General features: G+C 66.9%; 23 protein-coding genes. 11 read left to right on the forward strand and 12 right to left on the reverse strand.

Annotated elements, in window-relative coordinates:
• Positions 1 to 4: 4 nt before the first annotated feature.
• The 4 genes from ACTXG6_RS08895 to ACTXG6_RS08910 are packed head-to-tail and all read right to left on the reverse strand — an operon-like array spanning position 5 to position 3,916.
• Positions 5 to 589: a carboxymuconolactone decarboxylase family protein gene (locus ACTXG6_RS08895; RefSeq protein ID WP_445187276.1), complete on the reverse strand. Its 585-nt coding sequence runs from the start codon at positions 587 to 589 to the stop codon at positions 5 to 7.
• A gap of 2 nt (positions 590 to 591) precedes the next feature.
• Positions 592 to 1,491, reverse strand: coding sequence for an NAD(P)-dependent oxidoreductase (locus ACTXG6_RS08900; protein WP_445187277.1), 900 nt, complete (start codon positions 1,489 to 1,491; stop codon positions 592 to 594).
• Positions 1,488 to 2,639 carry an FAD-dependent monooxygenase gene (locus ACTXG6_RS08905; RefSeq protein ID WP_445187278.1) on the reverse strand — a complete coding sequence of 384 codons (1,152 nt, stop codon included), beginning with the start codon at positions 2,637 to 2,639 and terminating at the stop codon, positions 1,488 to 1,490. Before ACTXG6_RS08905 ends, ACTXG6_RS08900 begins: the two co-directional genes overlap by 4 nt.
• 26 nt (positions 2,640 to 2,665) lie before the next feature.
• Positions 2,666 to 3,916, reverse strand: a complete 1,251-nt coding sequence (locus tag ACTXG6_RS08910; protein WP_445187279.1) for a M24 family metallopeptidase — start codon at positions 3,914 to 3,916, stop codon at positions 2,666 to 2,668.
• Between the two features lie 212 nt (positions 3,917 to 4,128).
• On the opposite strand from ACTXG6_RS08910, the gene ACTXG6_RS08915 reads away from it, so the two are divergent.
• The 5 genes from ACTXG6_RS08915 (at position 4,129) to ACTXG6_RS08935 (ending at position 8,587) form a co-directional block, all read left to right on the forward strand.
• A complete protein-coding gene (locus ACTXG6_RS08915; RefSeq protein ID WP_445187280.1) occupies positions 4,129 to 4,425 on the forward strand; it encodes a putative quinol monooxygenase in 297 nt (98 codons plus the stop codon).
• 60 nt (positions 4,426 to 4,485) lie between these two features.
• On the forward strand, positions 4,486 to 5,157 hold the full coding sequence (locus tag ACTXG6_RS08920) for a helix-turn-helix domain-containing protein (RefSeq protein WP_445187281.1): 672 nt from the start codon (positions 4,486 to 4,488) through the stop codon (positions 5,155 to 5,157).
• 87 nt (positions 5,158 to 5,244) lie between these two features.
• The gene (locus tag ACTXG6_RS08925; protein WP_445187282.1) at positions 5,245 to 7,227 is read left to right on the forward strand and encodes an alpha-ketoacid dehydrogenase subunit alpha/beta; all 1,983 of its coding nucleotides are present in this window, start codon (positions 5,245 to 5,247) and stop codon (positions 7,225 to 7,227) included.
• A 28-nt stretch (positions 7,228 to 7,255) separates the two neighbouring features.
• The gene (locus tag ACTXG6_RS08930) at positions 7,256 to 7,645 is read left to right on the forward strand and encodes a YciI family protein (RefSeq protein WP_445187283.1); all 390 of its coding nucleotides are present in this window, start codon (positions 7,256 to 7,258) and stop codon (positions 7,643 to 7,645) included.
• Between the two features lie 24 nt (positions 7,646 to 7,669).
• Entirely contained in the window at positions 7,670 to 8,587 is a 918-nt protein-coding gene (locus ACTXG6_RS08935; RefSeq protein WP_445187284.1) for an alpha/beta fold hydrolase, read from the forward strand.
• 462 nt (positions 8,588 to 9,049) lie between these two features.
• Here ACTXG6_RS08935 and ACTXG6_RS08940 read toward each other — a convergent pair whose 3' ends face one another.
• The 3 genes from ACTXG6_RS08940 to ACTXG6_RS08950 form a co-directional block, all read right to left on the reverse strand.
• On the reverse strand, positions 9,050 to 9,349 hold the full coding sequence (locus tag ACTXG6_RS08940; RefSeq protein ID WP_445187285.1) for a DUF6247 family protein: 300 nt from the start codon (positions 9,347 to 9,349) through the stop codon (positions 9,050 to 9,052).
• A gap of 405 nt (positions 9,350 to 9,754) precedes the next feature.
• Entirely contained in the window at positions 9,755 to 10,060 is a 306-nt protein-coding gene (locus ACTXG6_RS08945; RefSeq protein ID WP_445187286.1) for a hypothetical protein, read from the reverse strand.
• A 411-nt stretch (positions 10,061 to 10,471) separates the two neighbouring features.
• Positions 10,472 to 11,506 carry a sigma-70 family RNA polymerase sigma factor gene (locus ACTXG6_RS08950; protein WP_445187287.1) on the reverse strand — a complete coding sequence of 345 codons (1,035 nt, stop codon included), beginning with the start codon at positions 11,504 to 11,506 and terminating at the stop codon, positions 10,472 to 10,474.
• Positions 11,507 to 11,574: 68 nt separating this feature from the next.
• On the opposite strand from ACTXG6_RS08950, the gene ACTXG6_RS08955 reads away from it, so the two are divergent.
• The 4 genes from ACTXG6_RS08955 to ACTXG6_RS08970 all read left to right on the forward strand — a co-directional run bounded on the left by ACTXG6_RS08955 (position 11,575) and on the right by ACTXG6_RS08970 (position 14,038).
• Positions 11,575 to 11,715, forward strand: a complete 141-nt coding sequence (locus ACTXG6_RS08955; protein ID WP_445187288.1) for a hypothetical protein — start codon at positions 11,575 to 11,577, stop codon at positions 11,713 to 11,715.
• 44 nt (positions 11,716 to 11,759) lie between these two features.
• Positions 11,760 to 11,969, forward strand: a complete 210-nt coding sequence (locus tag ACTXG6_RS08960; protein WP_445187289.1) for a hypothetical protein — start codon at positions 11,760 to 11,762, stop codon at positions 11,967 to 11,969.
• A 153-nt stretch (positions 11,970 to 12,122) separates the two neighbouring features.
• On the forward strand, positions 12,123 to 13,031 hold the full coding sequence (locus ACTXG6_RS08965; protein ID WP_445187290.1) for an NmrA family NAD(P)-binding protein: 909 nt from the start codon (positions 12,123 to 12,125) through the stop codon (positions 13,029 to 13,031).
• Positions 13,032 to 13,228: 197 nt separating this feature from the next.
• Complete coding sequence (locus tag ACTXG6_RS08970) at positions 13,229 to 14,038, forward strand: SDR family oxidoreductase (protein WP_445187291.1); 810 nt, start codon at positions 13,229 to 13,231, stop codon at positions 14,036 to 14,038.
• An 894-nt stretch (positions 14,039 to 14,932) separates the two neighbouring features.
• On the opposite strand, the gene ACTXG6_RS08975 is transcribed toward ACTXG6_RS08970, so the two are convergent.
• The 3 genes from ACTXG6_RS08975 to ACTXG6_RS08985 all read right to left on the reverse strand — a co-directional run bounded on the left by ACTXG6_RS08975 (position 14,933) and on the right by ACTXG6_RS08985 (position 16,945).
• Positions 14,933 to 15,817 carry an IS3 family transposase gene (locus tag ACTXG6_RS08975; RefSeq protein ID WP_445183283.1) on the reverse strand — a complete coding sequence of 295 codons (885 nt, stop codon included), beginning with the start codon at positions 15,815 to 15,817 and terminating at the stop codon, positions 14,933 to 14,935.
• The gene (locus tag ACTXG6_RS08980; protein ID WP_445183284.1) at positions 15,814 to 16,101 is read right to left on the reverse strand and encodes a transposase; all 288 of its coding nucleotides are present in this window, start codon (positions 16,099 to 16,101) and stop codon (positions 15,814 to 15,816) included. The genes ACTXG6_RS08975 and ACTXG6_RS08980 overlap by 4 nt, the downstream gene beginning before the upstream one ends.
• Before the next feature lie 136 nt (positions 16,102 to 16,237).
• The gene (locus ACTXG6_RS08985; protein ID WP_445187292.1) at positions 16,238 to 16,945 is read right to left on the reverse strand and encodes an alkaline phosphatase family protein; all 708 of its coding nucleotides are present in this window, start codon (positions 16,943 to 16,945) and stop codon (positions 16,238 to 16,240) included.
• On the opposite strand from ACTXG6_RS08985, the gene ACTXG6_RS08990 reads away from it, so the two are divergent.
• The gene (locus tag ACTXG6_RS08990) at positions 16,835 to 17,173 is read left to right on the forward strand and encodes a DUF3024 domain-containing protein (RefSeq protein WP_445187293.1); all 339 of its coding nucleotides are present in this window, start codon (positions 16,835 to 16,837) and stop codon (positions 17,171 to 17,173) included. The genes ACTXG6_RS08985 and ACTXG6_RS08990 overlap by 111 nt on opposite strands.
• Positions 17,174 to 17,572: 399 nt before the next feature.
• Here the strand turns inward: ACTXG6_RS08990 and ACTXG6_RS08995 are convergent, their stop codons facing one another.
• Positions 17,573 to 18,352 carry a GAF and ANTAR domain-containing protein gene (locus ACTXG6_RS08995; protein WP_445187294.1) on the reverse strand — a complete coding sequence of 260 codons (780 nt, stop codon included), beginning with the start codon at positions 18,350 to 18,352 and terminating at the stop codon, positions 17,573 to 17,575.
• A 17-nt stretch (positions 18,353 to 18,369) separates the two neighbouring features.
• A complete protein-coding gene (locus ACTXG6_RS09000) occupies positions 18,370 to 18,747 on the reverse strand; it encodes an STAS domain-containing protein (protein WP_445187295.1) in 378 nt (125 codons plus the stop codon).
• Positions 18,748 to 18,951: 204 nt separating this feature from the next.
• Here ACTXG6_RS09000 and ACTXG6_RS09005 point away from each other — a divergent pair, with 204 nt between their 5' ends.
• A complete protein-coding gene (locus tag ACTXG6_RS09005; protein ID WP_445187296.1) occupies positions 18,952 to 19,257 on the forward strand; it encodes a helix-turn-helix transcriptional regulator in 306 nt (101 codons plus the stop codon).
• The last annotated feature ends 1,506 nt before the right edge of the window (positions 19,258 to 20,763 follow it).

The following is a 20,763-nucleotide window of genomic DNA, read 5'->3' on the forward strand; positions in this document are numbered from 1 at the left end:
GCCGCTAGAGGGCGGCACGGACCTTCCCGGGCGCGGCCGGCAGGTCGGGGTCGAAGGCCATCACCCGGTGGAAGCGGGCGAGACCGTTCCAGATGCTGATCGACATCAACAGCTCCACGATCTCCTCGGCCGAGAACCGCTGCGACAGCAGCCGTCGCAGGTCTTCGTCGATGCCGAACTCGTTCTCGGCAAGGGGAGTCGCGGGCACGTCACGGGTCACCGCGTCGGCGAACTCCAGGGCGAGCCGCAGATCCTCTGTGAAGCCCCCGTAGTCGCCGGCGGCCACGGCTGCCATGTCCTCTTCGGACACCTGCTGCGCCCGGGCGGAGGTGCACCGGTGGCTGACGGTGTACCGACAGTGGTTGAGCACGCCGACCCGGACGGCGACGAGCTCCTTGATCTTCTGCTCCAGCGCGCCGGGTCCGGTGAGTGTGCGCACGAAGGGCAGGTACACCGACAGCAGGCCAGGCCGGTTGGCAATCGCCTGCCAGGTGTGCAGCAGGCGCCCGAAGGCCTGCAGGCCCGCCTCCGCCGTCGGCTGGTCGGCGGCGTCGATCTCGTCCTTCTCACGCAGCGGAACCAGAGCCATCGCTACTCCTTGGGTTCGGATCGGGTGTTCCTACGCAGGTACGTGGCTATCGCCGTGACGTCCTCGTCCCCGTCACCCGCGTCGACCATCGCTTGCAGGACCGCGAGGTTCGCCTCGGCCTGCGGAGCACGCGCACCAACGGAGCCGGCCAGCTCCGTGGCAAGCCGCAGATCCTTGAGGGCCAACGCGGTCTGGAAGGTGACCGGTGCGCCGTCGGGGTCGAGGAACTTGTTCCGCCGGAAGGAGAGCACGGGAGAGGCGACCGCGCTCGCGGAAAGGACGTCATAGGCAGTGTGGCGGTCGATGCCGGACAACTCGGCCAGCACGAGTGCTTCCGCCAGTGCCTGGCCGGTCGAGTGCACGATCAGGTTGAGCGCCAGCTTCATCGCCGCGCCCATGCCGACCGGTCCAATGTGATGGGTGGCGGAGCCGACGGCATCGAAGATCGGGCGCACCCTGGCGATCGCGGACTCCTCGCCCCCGGCCAGGATCGTCAGCTTCCCCGCCCTGGCCGCCGGGGTGCTGCCGGACACCGGCGCGTCGACGAGGAACCCGCCGGCCGCGGCGACCTCCCGTGCGAGCGCGGCGATGGCGAGCGGGCCGGAGGTGCCCATGTCCACCGCGGTCGCGTCCGTTCTCAGGCCCGCGAGAATCCCGTTCTCGCCGCGGTACACCGCGTCGAGGGCGGCGTCGTCCGCGAGCATCGTGATCAGCACGTCAACCGATTCGGCGGCCTCGCGCGGGCTTGCCGCGACAGTGGCGCCGAGCTGACCCGCCAGGTGCTGTGCGGTGGCGGCCGTGCGGTTGAACAGCACCGTGGTGAACCCCGCCGCGGCGATGTTACCGGCGATGGCAGAGCCCATCTTGCCGAGCCCGAGGACGGCGACAGCCGGCGTGTTCACAGCGCCCCCGCGTCGTGTTCGTAGATCCAATGCTGGGCCCGGATCCCTTCTGCCGCAAGGCGTTCGTCTCGTGCGCGCTGCGCGGGGCCGTCGTGCAGGTGATAGTCCTTGCCCTGGTTCTGGGCCATCAGCTGGATCTCGCTCGCCCGTGGCTGCCTGATCGTCTCGTAGCGCCGAAGCGCCGCGGCCGCCTCCTCGGCTGTCCTGACCTCGGCGAGGACCCCGGCCAGACAGGCGGCGTCCTCGATCGCCTGGCAGGCGCCCTGCGCCAGGTGCGGCAGCATGGGGTGCGCCGCGTCACCGAGCACCGCGATCGGCCCCGCGGTCCAGCGTTGCAATGGTGCCCGGCTCAGCAGCGCCCACAGCTTCACCCCCTCCGCGTTCTTGATCATTTCGACGACCGCGGGATCCCACCCCGCGAAGGAGGCGGCTAGGTCGTCCCGATCGCCCGCCGCGCTCCACGACTCCTTCTCCCGGCCCGTTGACGGCACCACACCGAGCACGTTCATCAATCGCCCACCAGAGATCGGGTAGGCGACGAAATGCTTGTCCGGGCCGAGCCAGAGACGGGCCGTGGCGGCAGCCTCGGCGAAGGCGGTGCCCTCGATGGGAACGGTGGCGCGAAAGGCCGAGGTTTCCGAGGCGATCGGGGGACGGGCGGGCATGAACCGGTCGCACACCAGGGAATGGATGCCGTCGGCACCGACGAGCACATCGGCCTCGGCGAGGGTGCCACCGGCGAAGCGCAAGCCGATGCGGTCCTGACAGTCGATCTCCACCAGCTGCTGGCCGAGCGCCGGTGGCGGGCCGTCGAGGTGGGCAAGCAGCAGGTCGAGCAGCTCAGCCCGGTGGACGAGCAGGTGATCGAGCGGCGCTCCACCCGCCTGCGGCCCGCGCCAGATGATCTCGCCGCTCGCCCAGCGGCGTAGCTCCCAGGCGACATCTGGCCGCACCCCTACGGCGGCCAGATCTGGGCCGAGCCCGACTCGGCGCAGCAGGCGCAGGCCGTTGGGTGACAGCCGGAGCCCGGCACCCACCGCTGTCAGCTCCGGTGCCTGCTCGTAGACATCCACATCGAGCCCGGCCCGGCGCAGAAAAATCGCAGCGGACAGGCCACCGATACCAGCACCGACGATGGCGATCTTCATGGCGGACCTCTCAGTAGTCAGCTGGTTCAGTAGGCGTTGGTGACGAACAGTTCCTGTGCGGGGAACTTCGTGAGCACCTCTGCCCCGTCGTTCGTGACCACCACCTCTTCCTCGATGCGCGCTGCGGACACACCGTCCGTGGCCGGCCAGTACGTCTCCAGCGCGAACACCATGCCCTCCTGGATCTCCATGGGATGTTCGAGCGAGACGAGTCGGCTGATGATGGGCCGCTCGTGCAACGCCAGACCGAGCCCATGACCGAACTGCAGCCCGAACGCGAGGCGTTCGTCCCCGGCGTTGAACTCCTCCGCGGCCGGCCACAGCCTGGCGACCTGGTCCGTGGAGACCCCGGGCTTGATCGCCTGGATGGCGGCGTCGATGAGTTCCCGGGCCTTGGTGTACGCGTCGCGCTGCGGGGCTGTCGAGGAACCCACGCTGAAGGTGCGGTAGTAGCAGGTGCGGTAGCCGTTGTAGGAATGCATGATGTCGAAGAACGCCTGGTCACCAGGGCGGATCAGCCGGTCCGAGAAGTTGTGCGGATGCGGGCTGCAGCGCTCCCCGGACACGGCGTTGATCGACTCCACGTCGTCGGAGCCGAGTTCGTAGAGCTTCTTGTTCGCCAGTGCGACGATCTCGTTCTCCCGCACGCCCGGCTTGAGAGCGGCGACGATGTCCTGATACGTCCCGTCGACCATGCCGGCCGCGGTGGACAGGAGCATGATCTCGTCGCCCGACTTGATCTCGCGCGCGCCCAGCATGACCTGCTGCCCGTCCCGCACGTCCAGGCCCTGTCGCCCAAGTTCGAAGATCATCGCGGGCTCGACCACGTCCACGCCGATCGGCATCCCGGCGACGCCCGCGTCGGCCAGCCGGTCCTTGATCTCCTCGACGGCATGGGGGATGAGGTCGACTTCGCTGGACACCGCGCCGCGCATCGTGGTGTACGCGGCCAGGCAGTTCTCCGGCTTGAGCCACGGCGCGTACAGCTGGTTGTGCAGTGCTGCTGAACCGAAGTCCCAGAGGATCAGCTCGCCCGTCCTTGTCAAGATTGCGTAGCGACTGAGCTTGTCCCGCGTCCACTCACCGACAAAAGTGCTGGTGAGATAGCGGATGTTGTTGTTGTCGAAGACAAGCACCGCGCCGAGGTCGGAGCGTTCGATCGCCTCTGCCGCCCGGCCGAGCCGGTAGCTGCGCAACCGATCGAAATTCACCCGCTCCTCGAAGTCGACGTTGCCCGCCCCAGGGCTTGCGGTTAGCGACCGTCGCAGGTTCGGCATCGGTGGTTCTCCTCGGAGTTCGCGAGTGGTGGCGACGAACACGGCGAGCACGGGCGCCGGTTGTGAAGTATTAGAAGACACCCAACGAGCCTGACAGTCAACAGCGCTGAACAAAATTGAAGTATTTATTGACACTGGGTCGCCGGTTGCGGCAGGCTGGGCACCGGGTCGAGGACCCACTCCAGCATTCCCGGACCAGAACGGAGCCCCCCGTGCCCTACTGCTTCACCGTCACCTACACCGTGGCCGAGGAATCACGGGAAGCTGTCGCGGACGCGCTGCGCGCGATCACCACTCCGAGTCGCGCCGAACCCGGCGTCATGGACTACCGGGCACATGTCTCGCCCGAAGACCCGTGCACGTTCATGGTCTACGAGGTCTACGACGAAGAAGCCTCCTTCGCCAAGCATCGCGAGAGCGAGCACTTCGCAAAGCACTTTCACGGCGTCGTCGCACCTGCCGCACTGACCAGGACCTTCGTCGCGTTCTCGGCCCTGGAACCGGACTGACCGGCTTGCCGGCCGGCAAGCAGCGCTGAACGGGTGTGAAGCATGCGTATAGTCCCGATCGTGACGAATGCAGACACCGACGAGCCCACCTTCCGAGGCCCCGTTCGCGATCTGCCCGCCGTGACCGAGCACAAAGAGATCGGCGCGCGGTTGCGTGCCCAGCGCCGCAAGACCGGCAAGACCCTGCGCACACTCGCCGCCGAGGTGGGCGTCTCGCCCAGCCTCATCTCGCAGATCGAGACCGGTAGGTCCAAGGCCTCGGTCAACACCCTCTACGCCATCGTCGACCGCCTGGGCCTCTCACTCGACGACCTGTTCGACAGGAAGATCTCCGCCCCGGCGCCCAGCCCGCCCTCGTCGGAGCCCGCGGCCAGCGGAATCTCAGTGTGCAGCCCTGACCAGCGTCAGACCATCGACCTGGAAACCGGCGTCCAGTGGCAGCGACTCACCCGCGGCACCGACGCCGAGGTCGATTTCCTCTTCGTGGTCTACGAGGTCGGCGGCGCATCGTCGGCGAACGGCAAGTTCGTCCGACACCACGGCCGCGAGTACGGAATCATCCAAAGTGGACGGTTGCGGGTCAGCCTCGGTTTCCAGAGCTACGAGCTCGGCCCCGGCGACTCCATCTCCTTCGAATCCTCCACGCCCCACCGGCTGGAGAACATCGGCGACGAACCGGTGCACGCCATCTGGTTCTCCCTCGACCGACACGGTTCCCGCGACGCCGACTGACGCCGACTGACGGCTCTGTGTGTTTCCCGAGCCGAAGCCCATCGGCATGACGGTCGCGCGCGGATTCGCAGCAAGGAAGGAACTTCCATGGAATCCAACGACGTCTTCCCGCTCGATCTGTTCGAGGCGTACCGGACCATGACCACGATCCGGCTCTTCGAGGAACGCGTCCTGCAGCTGAGCAGGGACTCCGTCATCGCCGGCTCCGTCCACCTCTGCCTCGGCCAGGAGGCCATCCCCGCCGGTGCGCTGGCGGCTCTCGGTCCCGCCGACCGGGTGCTACCGACGTATCGAGGGCACGGCTGGGCGCTCGCCTGCGGCGTACCGGTGGGGGCGCTGCTCGCCGAACTGTGTCACCGGGCCGAGGGCATCAACGGCGGTCGCGGCGGCTCGGCCTACCTGACCGCGCCCGAGTACCGGTTCCTCGGGGAGAACTCGATCGTCGGTGCCGGCGTCCCCATCAGCGCTGGGGTGGCGCTGGCCGCTGAGCGGCTGGACACCCGCGGGGTCGCGCTGGCCTCCATCGGGGACGGCGCGATGAACCAGGGATCGGTGCACGAGGCCCTGGCGTTCGCCGCCGCCAACAAGCTGCCGTTGATCGTCGTCTGTGAGAACAACGGGTGGGCCGAAATGACCCCCTCGGCGATGACGGCCTTCACTGCGCACCTCGCGGATCGTGCCCAGCCCTATGGCATCGCCAGCGACACCGTCGACGGCAACGACCCGGGCGCCGTGCACAACGCGGTGGCCTGGGCCGTCATCCGGGCTCGGGCCGGCGAGGGCCCCACGCTGATCGAAGCCAAGACAGCTCGGTTGTCCGGGCACTACACCCGCGACATCCAGCACTATCGTCCGAAGCAGGATCTCGAAGCAGCCCAGGCGGCGGACCCGCTTCCCCGCCTGCGGCAACGACTGCTCGACGGCGGTGTCAGCACGGACAAGCTGGACGACCTCGAGGCAGAGATTCTCGCCGAGCTCGACAAGACGACCGAAGCGGTGCTCGCCATGGCGGAACCCGACCCGGCAACAGCACGCGAGCATGTCACCGCCACCGTCCGGCCCACACCTCCCGCGACCACCGTGGGAGTGACCAGGGAGCTGACGTACTGGAAGGCGATCAATACGGCACTCGCCGAGGAGCTGGCCGCCCGACCGGAAGTGCTCGTCTACGGAGAGGATGTGGGCGCCGCCGGTGGGATCTTCGGGGTCACCAGGGGCCTGCAAAAGGAGTTCGGCGCCAAGCGGGTCTTCGACACCCCGATCGCGGAGAGCGCGATTCTCGGTTCCGCGGTCGGTGCCGCCCTTGCCGGGGCGCGGCCAGTGGTCGAGATCATGTGGGGCGACTTCCTGTGGGTGGCCTTCGACCAGGTCGTCAACCAGGCGAGCAATGTCCGCTACATCAGCCGGGGAACCCTGAACGCGCCAATGACCGTCCGGCTGCAACAAGGCGCGACCCCCGGCAGCTGCGCCCAACACTCACAGAGCCTGGAAGCCGTCCTCGCCCACATTCCCGGCATCAGGGTCGGCGTGCCGGCCACCCCCGCCGACGCCTATGCCATGACCCGCGCGGCGATCGCCGAGCCCGACCCGGTGATCCTCGTCGAAGCCCGCGAGCTCTACCAGAACAAGGGCGAAGTAGCGGTCAATGCGGAACCCGAACCGATCGGCGGGGCCCGGTTCCGCCGCGAGGGCTCCTCCCTCGCGATCATCACCTGGGGGACGATGGTGCACCGCGCGCTCGAGGCCGCGAACACCCTGGCCGAATCCGGTATCGAGGCCACGGTGCTCGATCTGCGCTGGCTCAACCCGATCGACGACGAGGCCATCGCACGGGCCGTTCAGCTCGGATGCGGCCGGATTCTCGTCGTGCATGAGGCCAACCGCACCGGTGGCCTCGGTGCCGAAATCGCTGCCCGCATCACTGAAGCGCACATGGCGCGGCTGCACGCACCCGTTGCCCGGCTTGCCACGCCGGACACCAGGATCCCGGCGGCACCCGTCCTGCAGCGGTCGCTGATTCCCGGGCCGGCCGCAATCGCCGAGGCCGCCAAAGCGGTCGCCTCGAACTGACCCCCAACCCCGCACCAAGGAGAGGATCATGGCAACGGACGACGAGGTTCAAGCCAGACCGGACGAACGGCACTCCGGCGCGCAGCAGGTCTACTTCATCTGCTTCACCGAACCAGTGAGCATGTCCCCGGACGAGATGCGTCCCCATGTCGATGAGCACAAGTCCTGGATCGCGGATCTGGAAAGCTCAGGGAAGCTGTTCCTCGCCGGTCCCTTCCTCGACGACGATTTCCGGTTCTCCGGTGCCGGGATGATGGTGTTGCGCGCCGCCTCTCTACACGAGGCCAAGGAGCTCGTCGACGCAGATCCCTTCCACGCGAACGGAATCCGTACGTATCGCCTGGTCCCTTGGCAGATCAACGAGGGCACGGTGAGCCTGAGCACGGTCTTGTCCACCGGCACCTCCTCCCTCACCTGACTCCTCCGCTGGCCAGGAGTACCCATGACCCTCTCGCACAGTCCCCAAACACAACGCGCCCCCAGCAAGCAGCTGGAATTCGACGTCGGGGGACACACCATCGCTGGCAGGTACACACCCGGTGACCGGCGCGACGAACTGCCACTGCTCGTGCTGTTGCACGGCGGCTGGTTCACCGGACGCTACTTCGAGGTCCCGGCGCTGCCCGCCGGTTCACTCACCGACACCGCGATCGCGGCCGGTTTCGACGTGCTCGCGCTCGACCGCCCCGGCTACGGGTCAAGCTCGCCCGTGCCCGCCGCCGACTCTGCCTTCGAGCGACAGGCCGAGCTGATCGCGACCGCCGCCGCCCAGGCAGCGCGACAACTCGGTGCGAACGGGGTCGTCGTCATCGGACACTCGATCGGCGGCATGATCGGCGTCGACATCGCGGCCGGCGACTACGGCCTTGATCTGCGCGGCCTAATCGTCACCGGTGTGGGCTGCACGCTCGCCGACGGCGGGCGCCAGGCACATGAATTCGCGAAGCTCGCCGCCGTGCACACCGAGCCCACCCTCGCCCTTCCCGTGTCCACACAGGACCAGTTCCTGCTCTCCCAGGGGACCGCGCCTGCCGCAGAACTGCTCGAGGCGGCGCGAGCCTCCTACGCGCCCGGGGTCACCGCCGAGCTGAGCGAGCCACCCCGCTGGCTTGCCCGTCTCCCGGAGAACGCACCCCGCGTCCGGGTTCCGATCCATTACGCAGTGGGGGAGTTCGACAACCTGTGGGAGGGAACACCAAGGACGGTCGCCGAGTTCGCCGCGCTGTTCACCGGATCACCCAACGTCGAGACCATCCTCGCGCGGGGAACCGGGCACAGCATCGACCACCACCCGCTGGGGCACTGCCTGCACCTTCGACAGCTCGCCTTCGCAATGGAAGGCGCACTGTCCCCCGTATGAACGGCGAACGAGCTCATCGTGACCACACGGATTCCCGCTCGCACCGACCGCCTGCAGTCCTATTCCCTGGTCGCCGAAGCGGCGCGAGCTGGCGCTCGATGACCTGGATGCCGTTGGGGGATCGGGGGTCGCGGGAAGCAACGGCAACTGCCCAGCCTCGGGAAGGTTGGGCCGGCGCACATGAGCCACCACCCAGCCCGCGGCGCGCGCGTGACCGTGCACGAACGACACCGCGACCACCTCCGGTCGCCGAGTCAAACACCGGACCCTGACAGAACGCTGCGTCTGTGAAAGGCGCCTGCGGCCTGACAAGAGCTTGCTCGAGAATCCCGACGCTGGCTGCTGGTGCGGATTCTCTAGCAACTGCTCCAGCCGCAGGTCGACCAGCGCCCGAACTGCCTCGGGCAGGTCGGTGTACTGCTCGGCCGCGATCTCCAGCCACACCGGGCCGTAGCGAGGCATCTACACCTGGACCCAGTTCCCCTGCACGTCCCGGGTACGAAGCCCGGTCAACTCACCCGCCTTCGCGGCGGCCACCTGGGCCGCCTCCCGCTCCGACAACGGGTTCACCCGGATCACCGCGATGCCCCACCAGCGGTCCAACACCGCCTCGGCCGGGGCCAGATCGAACTCGGCGCTCGCCCGCGCGAGGCTCTCGGTGAACTCGGCCTCGAACCGCGCGCACTCCGGTGGCGACACCTCCGCCAGCACCGCCCGGATCGCCGGCGCCGAACGCTCAATCTTGGTCGTCGAGGCGGTCATCCGGTGAGTATCCGCCCCCGGCCCTCAGACCCGCGCGAGGGTGCCGATCCCGGCGTGGCAGACCCAATCACCGCCGCTCAGACGCGCTCTCGGACAACACCACCACAGCCGACTCAGCCCCCGCGGCAAGCTTGTCGTCGTCCATGACGAGACATAATGCCAGTTCAGCGCGTTGTAGTTGACATATCAGTTATCGGTGATCTCTCAATAATATATCCCAGACTACCAGTTACGGGCGGGTCGACCACTGCGCCGGGTTGGTCGGCGTTGTCCCGGGTCGCGGCGGTGGCAGTTTCTTCGGCGGTCGCTGCGGGCGGTTGCCAAGTTCGACACTGCGATGGTCAATCTCGTGCGGCGCGACAAGGCCCTGGAACCGCCGCGGATTGCCGGTCCTTCGGGCATTCGTCAGTCAACGAGGTAGTGGGCTTCGATGTAGGCGACGGTGGAGTCATACGGCTCATCCACCGGCTTCAACATGTACCTGCGGAAGACTGCGGCAGTGGCGCGGCGGACGCCTCGGTTGTGAGCGTCGGCGTTGTCCCATGACCGGGAGAGGGTGCGGGTGACCACTTGGTCGATCTCCTCGGCGAGGTTCCTCTCGGTGACTGTGAACCCGGGCGCTGCGTGGTCATGAATGATCCGGGACAGGACACCCACGTGGTCGTCGTCGAGCACGACGACGGCTTCGTCGGGGTGCTTCTCGGCGTCCACGATGGCGCGGGCGACGCGGAGTGCTTTGGACAGAAACTCCAGGGCGTCCTGGGCGTCCTGGATGATCCGGTCCCGTAGCAGCCTGATCCGCTTCAGCCAGGCTCTTTCCGAGGGGTGAGGATGACGTGGCGATCGTTAGGTTCGCGGCATGCCCAGGTTTGCGGCGTTCGACACGACGAGCTTGCGTAACGCCAGCAGCACGAACCTCAACGCCGCCGCTCAGCGGACCGCGCTCCATGAGGTGTCCCGCAGCGGGATCGGCTTATGGGTCGGCGCCTCTCCATACCCTTGTCCGAGGAACAGCTGTAAATCCGTTGGATCTTGCTGACTGAGCATGACCGCCTTCGCGGTGGGGCCCTGGCCTGAGAATCAGCTACGGACCCTGGCGGGGACCGTCGTCGTCGTCGCGCGCTAATGGCCTGGCGGACAGATGGTTCCTGGGTCTTCGGTGGTCGGGAGTGTCCGGGGCAGCCCGAACCGCGCCAGAATTCCTTTGTCGCTGAACCGGGTGATGGTCGATACCTGATCGTTGTTGAGCTCGAGCACGAGTAGACCGCGTGCCCTCAGGATGGGCGCGACGGGGTCGGGGAGGTAGTAACCGAGGGCGGGTTGGTTGTTCGCGCGGGTCGGCACGAGGGTGAGGTCGGGCCCCAAGAGCCTCATCTTCTGCAGGAACGCGGCGATGTGGTGTGGTCCGTGGCATTCCAGGGGCTCGGGTGGCATGAGCAGTTTCGCGTCGTCGGTGAGCAGGTCAACGACTTGGTGCACGTCTCCGCTCTGGAATGCGTTCACGAAGCGTTCGACGACTTCGGCTTCGTGGTGGGAGCGCGGAAGCCGTATGTGATCAGGTGATTGTTCGGGGCGAAATCCGGCTCGTGCTCTCACGAGGGTGCTATTGACCGACGTGCTGGTGACACCGAGGGTGGCGGCGGTCTCGGCGGCGGAGAAACCGAGGACGTCGCGCAGAACGAGCACGGCGCGCTGCTGGGCCGGTAGCTGCTGTAGCGCCGCGACGAAGGACAGCGCGATCGACTCGCGGGCGTCGTAGCGCGCCTCGGGACTGAGGTGAGCCTCGTCGAGGAGGGCATCTGGATAGGGTTCTAGCCACCATGGCTCGTCGGAGCTGACGAGTTCTTCGCTGGCCCGCATCGGCGCCGAAAGAATGAGTGACTCGGGTCGGCGGGACCCGTCGCGTAGGTAGTTGAGGCACCGGTTGGTCGCGATCCGGTACAGCCAGGCCCGCAACGAGTGGCCGTCGAACTTCTCGAGTGCTCGCCACGCGGCCAACAGCGTCTCCTGAAGGATGTCCTCGGCGTCCTGGAGGGACCCGAGGATGCGGTAGCAGTGCACCAGCAACTCCCGGCGATGGGGTTCGACGAGTTGCTCGAACGCCTCGCCGTCGCCGGCTTGGGCACGGTGCAGTGTCGTGTGATCCATACGCCTCATCTTCCGACGGACCTCGCACTGTTAGTGAGAACACCACCGACAGCGCCAATTCATCGGGGCTGGCGAGCGTGAACGCCACCCACCGTCGCTCGATCGTCACCGGGAACGGATCGCTGGCGGCCCGGCAGGGGCGCCGCCCGCTCACGCAACACCAGCCGAGCGGTGAACTCGTCGGTGAGTTCCCGGACCAGGCGGGTTTCTACCGGTGAAGGCCCGTACCGACGGAGGCAGGATCGGAGGTAGTGACCAAATCATGACCACTCTTTCACCGAAGTGGGCGCTCGTCACCGGCGCGGACAGGGGCATCGGACGCGGCCTGGTCGATGGACTGGTCGGTGCCCTGCACCTGGCCGTGATCGGCGTGCGCCTCGACGAACGCCAGGCGCCGTGTCAGCGTCCGTCACGGCCAGTGCCCTCGCTGGGCGGACCAGGGCGGGCCTGGAGCGCTCCCGCCGGCGCATAGGAACCGGCCGGCGGCCCGGACACACGCGGGGATGCCACCGCAACAAGCCAGCTGTACTGGATCGCAAGGCGATCCGGCCAGAACTCGGATCACCACGACGGGGTGATCATCGCAATCGAAGAATGAAGAGAAGTGGAAAGGTGTGATGATCCGATGACAGCATCGGGTTCGACAGATTTTTTGATTGTAGGTGCGGCAGGAAGCCACGGGGCGACCGGTAACCACGTCACCCGCCAGTTGCTGGCACAGGGGCACCGAGTTCGGGCGTTCGTTCGTCAAGACGATGAGCGCGCCGCCACGCTCAAGATGCTGGGCGCGCAGATCGTGGTGGGGGATGTCCGCGACTTCAGCACCGTCCGCGCCGCCCTCGAAGACGTGGGGGGCGCGTACTTCACCTACCCGCTCGACGCCAGCCTCCTGGAAGCGACGACGACGTTCGCTGCCGCCGGTAAACAGTCGGGTCTGCGCTCGATCGTGAACATGTCTCAGATCACCGCCCGCCCGGATCACGCCAGCCCGGCCGCTCGCGGCCACTGGCTGGCCGAGCGGGTACTCGACTGGTCCGGGATCGGCGTCACCCACATACGGCCGCCCTACTTCTTGGAGAACCTACTCACCATCGCCAACCCAACGACCATTCGAACCGAAGGGAAACTCTATCTGCCCTTCGGACAGGGCAGACATGCCCCGGTCGCCGGCGAAGACATCGCCCGTGTCGCCGTGGGTGTCCTGACCAACCCCGGCCCACACCACGGCAAAACCTATGTCACGACCGGGCCGGTGGCGCTGTCCATGGCCGAACAAGCCGACACGTTCAGACGCGTCCTCAACCGCCCGGTCCAGTATGTGGACATCCCGGTCGAGAACTGGCGGCAGGCCCTGTCCCAGGGCGGATTCCCCCCATTGCTGGTCGAGCACCTCAGCCAGGTAGCCGAAGCCCACAAACACGGTGAGCAGGACCTCGTCACCGACGTGGTCAAAGCGATCGGCGGGTCACCGCCGCAAACTCTGGAGACGTTCGTCCGGGACCACCGCTCCACGTTCGAGCCCACCGCACCGTAAGACGACCCGACCACCCTGCGGGGGCCTACCCTATCGGCGCCCGACGCCTCGGGGAGTCGGCGATATACGTAAACGGCGGACAACAGACGGAATGGGATGGCGTGATGACAATACTTACAACACCGCAGATTGTGACGCCGCCGCCCCGGTCGGAATAGGGGGTGGCGCGGCGACCGATCTCCGTCGGCAGTCTTCGAATGCCAGATACCAGGTCTCAATGTGACCGTCTCGATACACCAGTCAAACCATTCGTCAAGGAGTGCGTGATGTCTGATTCATTCCACAATGCCGTCGTCACCGGCGCCAGCCGTGGTTTCGGGCGCGCGATCGCCGCCGCGCTCGTCGCGGCCGGCTCCAATGTTATCGGCATCGCCCGACACGAGCGGGCGCTGTACGCGGTGCGCGACGAGCTTGGTGCGGGCTTTACCCCGGTGCTCGGCGACGCCACCGACGAGGCCCTCGCCCGGGAAATGATCGGCCAACACCAGCCGAGCCTGCTGGTGCTAAACGCCGGGGAAACCCCGCACTCGGCCCCGGTGCACGAGCAGACCTGGGAGACCTTCAGCCGCAACTGGCAGGTCGACACCCGCCACGTGTTCACCTGGACCCAGGCGGCGCTACTGCAGCCCTTGACGCCGGGCAGCGTGGTGGTGGCCATGTCCAGTGGCGCCGCGCTGCGCGGATCACCGCTGAGCGGAGGCTACGCCGGCGCCAAATCCGCTATCCGCAACATCGCCGCATACGCGAGCGAGGAGGCCGGGCGGGCCGGGCTGGACATCCGGTTCGTCACCGTGCTGCCGCAGATGACCCCGCTAGGGGGTGTCGGCGCTGTAGGGGTCAAAGGCTACGCCGCGCGCCAAGGCGTCGACCCCGACCGTTTCGTCGACGCCCTGAAACCGGTTCTGACCCCCCAGCAGGTCGCCCAAGCGGTGCTCGAGCTCGCTGCCGACCCCGCCACCGCACCGGAGTACCAGCTCAGCGGCGCTGGACGACGGCCCATCAGCTAACCCGAGCATCGATCGAGGAGCACAACGCTGCCGCCATCGCGCGCGTCCAGCGCGACAACCTCGCTACCCCGGCTGCGGCTGCTTCCCAGGCGCGAGAACACTACGGAAGAACCCGACCCTCCGGATGGCAGAGGTTAGGCCGACCCGTTAGGGATTCGGCGTCGACAAGCTCCTTCGTCCCCTGAGCACCGACGGTGCGGACCCGCTCGGAGTTGATCGGCCTCGTCGGCGTTGTCCATCGTGCTGCAATGGTGTACGAGAGTAGCGGCTCAGGCAGAACACCGCGTCCCGGTCAGGGATCGGCTTGCGGGACTTGCGCGATCATGAACTCCTGACGCCACGCCAGATAGTGGTGGGAGAACAGCGCCACTTATCGCTGGAGGTCACACCGTTGCTGCAGCTCACAGATGTCGAGAATCGTCGCGGGCACCATTTCTCAACAGGTAGCTCGCAGGGTGTGAGTGCGCCACCGGGGCCGTAGCGCCAGCTCTGTCCCCAGGAGGGCAAGCGCGCGCTCCGTCCGCTGGGCCGCCGAGCGCGGCGAGACAAACGCGGTCCCGGTGTGGTCACGGGCCATGGGGCACGAGCGCCCCAACTCCACCGCCGGTTCGACCACCTGCTCCTCGCGGGTGTCAGGGCGCGGGTACGGCCGTGGCCGGAGGCCGTCGAGCAGGAGCGTGAGCAGCCGGTGCCAGTCGCCGTGTCCGGCCCGGGTGGTGGCCGAGAGGGCGCCGACGCTCACAACCGCGCTGTCCACAGCGGTGGACAGCGACCACCCCGCGCTGACGAACCCCGGTTGGCGGCCCAGCGGTGTCGGACACTGTCGCGGGCATCGTTTCTCAACATGTGCTCGAAGGGTCACCGTGGACTGTTCCCGATTTCATTGACACTGGTTTAGGCTGCCAGTTCGGTAAGTTTTCTGAACCCTAGCTCGTATTCGATGGGTGTCAAGTAGGCGAGTGTGGAGTGTCGCCTGCGGCGGTTGTAGTAGCTTTCGATCCAGAGGAATGTCTGTTGTTGTACTTCGGTCGCACCGCTCCATGGCCGGGTGTGGATGAGTTCTTTCTTGTAGGTTGCGAAGAATGATTCGGCGACCGCGTTGTCGAAACAAGTAGCGCGCCGACCCATTGAGCGCTGTACGCCGTTCTCGGTGCAGAAGTTAGCGAATTCTCGGGACGTATATTGACAGCCTCGGTCGCTGTGGAATATGACCCCGGCCAGGGGTTTACGGGTGACCAGTGCCGCGGCGAGGGCCTCGACGATGAGGCTGGTGCGCAGGTGATCGGCGACGGCGTAGCCCACCACTTTGCGGGAGTGCAGGTCGATCACAGTCGCGGTGTAGACCCAGCCGTCGACTGTCTGGACGTAGGTAATGTCGCCACACCAGCGGGTGTCGGGTGCGTCGGCAGTGAAGTCCTGGCCGATCAGGTCTGGGGCGTCGATAGGGCGTAGACCTGCGACGGTGGTCTTCTTCCAGGCTCGGGGGTGGCGTCCTTGCAGGCCGGCGGCACGCATCAGGCGCCAGACCCGCTTGGGAGCGGTCCGCACGCCGCGCACGACCAGCTCAGCCCAGACCCGGCGCACCCCGGGGTGGCCGTGCAGGTCTTGGTGGATCTCGCGGATGGTCTCGGTGAGCTCGGCGTCGGTGCGTTCGCGCTGGCACGGCCCTGAGGTCAGCCATCGGTAGTAGCCCTGCCGGATCACTCCGAGCTGGTCGCACATGAACGTAACCGAAAACTGCTCATCGGTTGCCCAGTCCGCGATCGCCGCGTATTTCACGGCTGTTCCTTCGCGAACCAGGTGGCAACTTTTTTTGCGAAGTCCCGCTCCATCTTCACAATGGCGATCTCTTTACGTAGCCGTATCAGTTCGGCACGTTCAGACTCGGACAAGTCCTTGTCAGGAGTGCGACCGGACTCTCTTGCTGACTTCACCCATTTACCCAACGTCATCTCGTGGACGCCGATACTTTTCGCTACCTCAGCGATAGTGCGGCCGGAATTGAGCACGAGGCTAACGGCCTGGTCCTTGTACTCCTGGGTGAAGTGTCGGCGTGTCGCCACGCGAGTACCTCCGCTGCGATCAGCGGCAGTCTACGACCGGCTGTCTACAAGATCGGGAACGGTCCACCGCCCGGTGACGACAACCAGGCCGCCCGGAGAGGCACCGTCGGGTTCCCGGCCTTAAGCGCGGCTGGGGTTATGTGACGGGTTGGTCGTTGGGTGGGGGCAGCGTGGACCCGTCGCGCAGGAAGACCGGCCCGACAGACGCGGATGTGTTGGTCGGGGGTGGTGGCGCCGGGTTCGGGGCGGGGGTGGGGTTGGGCGGGGTGGGTTGGGTGATCGTGGTGCCGAACGCCGGGGGCGTGGGCATGGACGGACCAGGGTTGATCAGATCAGCCAGGCTGGGTGCCTCATCGAGTCGGGGGACTCCGAGCGGGGGCAGCCCGAGCAGGTCCAGCACGGTCTTGCCGATGCTGACGTGGGAGCTCCACCGACTGTCGATGCCGACCTTGACCCGGCCGCCGAACATCAGCAGCGGGACCCGGGGGCCGTAGGCCAGCTGGACCCCGTCGGGGGTGTGTTCGACGTTCGGGGTTACCACGTGGTCATCGAACCCGCCCCAGTCGTCCCAGGTCAGCCGGAACACTGTCGCAGACGAGGACCTAGAGGAGCTGGTTGGGTTCGTGGCCGCCGAAGCCAACCACGAACCCAACCGGCGTCGCCAACAGCGACTCGACGTCGCATTCGACGCCCTCAACACCGCGGCACAGTCACCTAACGGTCGGTGACCCCGATGGCGCTGCCCGAGCTGGACGTTGCACGAGTACAGCGGTGGTGCGCCGCGCGGATTCCCGAGCACGCCCGCCACCAAGTCCGCGTCGAGTGCCAGCTCGCCCCGCGACACCTCACGATCGTCGAGCGGCGCACTCCCTGGCGCGAGGACTTCGGGCCGGATTGGACCAGCTTCCCGATCGCCCGTCTGCGCTACACCATCGCCGACAAGTCGTGGACCTTGTACTGGCGTGACCGCCATCTTCGCTTCCACACCTACGACCCACTCGCTCCCTCACAACGAGTCGACGACCTCCTCACCGAGATCGACCGCGACCCCACCTGCATCTTCTGGGGATAACCCACGGGCCGCCAAGCCGCCAAACCTCTGGGCCAGACTCAGGTGGGGCCACTTGCGTCCGTCACGGTGGAGCCAGTTTGGGTTGACATCGCCAACCGGGCGACTACGACCGGCGCATCAGCCGTTTCTCGAACCGCGGATCCATCCGCCGGGGCAAGCTGGGCTGGATGCTGCGTCGGGGTGAGTAATTCACAGGTAAACGCGCCGGCTTCAGCGCGTCGCGTAGTTGGCGGTCGACCGCCCACCCGCTGACCGGGCGAGCCCCGAGCCACGTGGTTCGCCTAGCTCGACCTCGACCACGGCACGATGCGGCACGGTGGGGGCGCTGGACTCGCCGGTCGGTCACGGTCTCGCCGTCGACCCGTACCGTGCCAGCCGCCACATGACCTGTTGACCGGATTACGAGGCGACACATCGACCCGGGATGCCTGTCGTGGCTGGCCGCGACGGGGAGGGCGGCCTGGTGCGCTCGGTGGGGTGCTGGTCACGGGCATTGTTTTCGGTGTCGGTGATCAGCCAGCGAGCGACGTCGGCGATCTTCATGTTGGTGTCCTGGGACGCGCGGACCAGTAGTTGGAAGGCTTGTAGTGCGGTGAGCCCGTCGCGTTGCATCAGGATGCCCTTGGCCTGCCCGAGCATGTCCCGGTTGACCAGCGCGGCATTGAGGTGGTGTTCGCGGGTGGCCCCGGCGAGGGCGACCGCGGCGTGCTGGGCGAGCAGGTCGGCAAGGATCTCCGCGTCCGGGGCGAAGGCCTCCGGTTGTGCTGCGTAGAAGTTGAGCGCGCCCAGGGTTTCCCGGCGTAGGAACAACCGCAGCGACATCATGCTGCGTACCCCGCGCTCGACGGCGGCAGCCGCGAAGCGCGGCCATAGTTGGCCCGGTTTGGCGAGGTCGGCGACGTGGACAGTGTGCTGTTGGCGGATCGCGCTCAAGCACGGCCCTTCGCCGAAGTCGCTTTGCAGTTGCTCAAGCTCGCCAACCAGATTGTGACTGGAGGCCTCGACGGTAACCCGCTTGCCCTGGACAAGAGAGATCCCGGCCCAACTCGCGGCGGGGACCAGGTCGAGGGCGCCGTCCACGATCGCGCGTAGCGTGCCATCACGGTTGTCTTCGGCCCGCAGGTCTATGGCGAGCTCGCTCATTCGATGAGCCAGCGCCTGCCCCAGATACTCGGTCATGACCGTCCTACGGCGGATCAGATAACGCGCTGCGCAGGCGCGGGCGCGGGTCGGGGTGGGCCGGAGATCGCGGCCAGCAGGTCGTAGTCCTCGGTGGCGGTGAGCACGCGGCACAACCAGGAAGGTGCGGCGACGATGCGGAATTCGACGTGGTCGGCCTCGGCCCGACCCAGCGCCCAGCACAGGCAGTGAATCCCTGCGGCGCCGCAGAAGGTGAGGCCGCTGAGGTCGAGGGAGAGGGTGTCCGGTTTCCGCGCCAGGCAGCGGAGGACGGCCTCCCGCACGGTGTGGGTGTCGGACGCATCCAGCTCACCGACCAGGCCAAGGACCGTGTCGACGCCGCGCCACGTCGGGATTGCCCGCAGTAGCGGCTCGGGCGGCGCCGATCCGGGCACCTCACGGTCGGTCTCGCCGGCAGAGCTGCGCCAGACTCGGGAGTTCCCCGAAGATGCAGAGAAAAGGCTGATCATCGTCGCGGGCCTCTCATCCACAGGTCCATGAGCAAGCGCCCAAGCAGCGTAAGCCGTCGCCAGATTCACGTCAATAAAAACGTATGTTAAACCTCGCGTGTTTTGACTCGCGGGGTTAGGATCGGGGCGATGTCCCACGCAGAAGAGCAGGGCGGCTGGACGCTCTTGACCGCGCACGGGCGCGCCCTGGTGGCGATCGCCCAAAATCTGGATGCCCGGATGCGGGATCTGGCCGAGGTGGTCGGGGTCACCGAGCGCACCGTTCAGGCGATCGTGGCCGACCTCGAGACCGCGGGATACGTAGCCCACACCCGGGTCGGGCGACGGAACCGCTACACGGTGCACCTGGACCGCCCGTTTCGACACCCCGCTCAGGACGGGCACCAGGTCGGCCCGTTCCTAGACCTACTCGGCCCACCCGCCACCGGGAACTGAGCAGATCCCGCGACCCGCGGGCCCTTCCGCGTCTACGACTGGTTCGGTGGCTAGTCCGCTAAAGCACCCCGAGCTCGGTCCTCACTGATCTCAGCGGCGAGGAAGCGGTCGAGCACCGTGCCCATGGCCAGCGCACTAATCGCCAGCTCCGACACTGTTCAGCGTCAACGCAGAGCATGCCCGCGCATGTGCGCGCTCAGTCGAGTCGCTGGGCGGTTGCCCCTCGGTGGCGGTGGACTCGCTGAGGCGTCGCCGCGACCGTCTGTCGCAGCCTTCCGTGCGCTCGTCTCGTGACGGGGTATACCCGCAAATCTGGGGGTTGACTGTGGTGGGTACAGGTGCTAAAAAATTCGCCGTCAGAGAGAGTGAAGCATCGGAGAAGCGTCGCACGAGGCGACGCGACAGCAGTGGTGCACAACGGATTGTGGGAGGTTGAGGAACGGTCCGGACGGAGGCGGTCGACGGCGGTTCCGCGCCACCCACCTAACTCCGGACAGTTTATCCCTCCGAGTGGGCCGGCCCGGCCATTTCGCTGGGCCGGCCCCCTTTCCATTTCACGTTTAATCGGTGTCCGTACATGCCGGGTGCACTATCCGTAATTCGCACCTGATGCTCCTCTTGGGCACCCCAGGGCCGACGTTGTCCCGGTGACCGCACTGCGCTGACCTGGCGATCTGTTCGAATCAGTGGCAACCTCACGCGGTGCTACACCATGGCCCAAAGAGCGAGTGTGACGGGTATCACTGCCCGGTTGACACCCCCGTTCGGAGCTGTTAAAAATTCCACCCGTAAGCACAAGCGGACAACGCGGAAGCGCCAGCACGACCAGGGCACAAAGCTTAGGTCCGCAAGGGATCACAAGAGGTTGAGGAACGGTCTGGGTGGAGGTGGTCACCGCGACATATCGGTGTACATCGGAGATCAGGATCGAAGTCAAGATAGTTTGATGTCCCCCTCTGGTGGGCCGGCCCGGCGATTATGCTGGGCCGGCCCCTTTCTTTATGCGGAGCTTGCCCCTGGGCCCCGACGGGTGAGGGCGGACGGTATGGGTGTAGACGGTGCCGTAGCCATGACCCAGCCAGGAACCGGCGAGCACCTTGGCCGCCCGTTGGGCGCCCCAACCGGGGTGCCCGATTGCGACGGCACCCGCCAGCCACTAGAACAGAGCGGGTCGTTCCCCAGCACGAATGCCGGAGTCCACCGGCACCGTCTGCTTCGCCCTGCTAGTAATGGCGCGACGTGGGCATAAGCCGGGCCCGGTTCGTCCCCCGAGACGACTACCGGGCCCGGCTACCGCGTCCGCTGGTCCGCTCCCCAGCGACCGTGGCAAACCTGTGTGACGGCGGAGGGTACCCCCCGCACGGGCTCATCCACTCCCCCGGCGGCCACCCTGAGTCAAGGCTTCGTCGACCCGCTCCAGACTCGGCGTAGCGGGACTCGGTGCCGATCACGGGCATCGTCGCCCCTGCCCGCAGCGGCGATGCCAGGTTAACAGAACCAGTGTTC

The sequence above is a fragment of the Pseudonocardia sp. Cha107L01 genome (assembly GCF_052566575.1).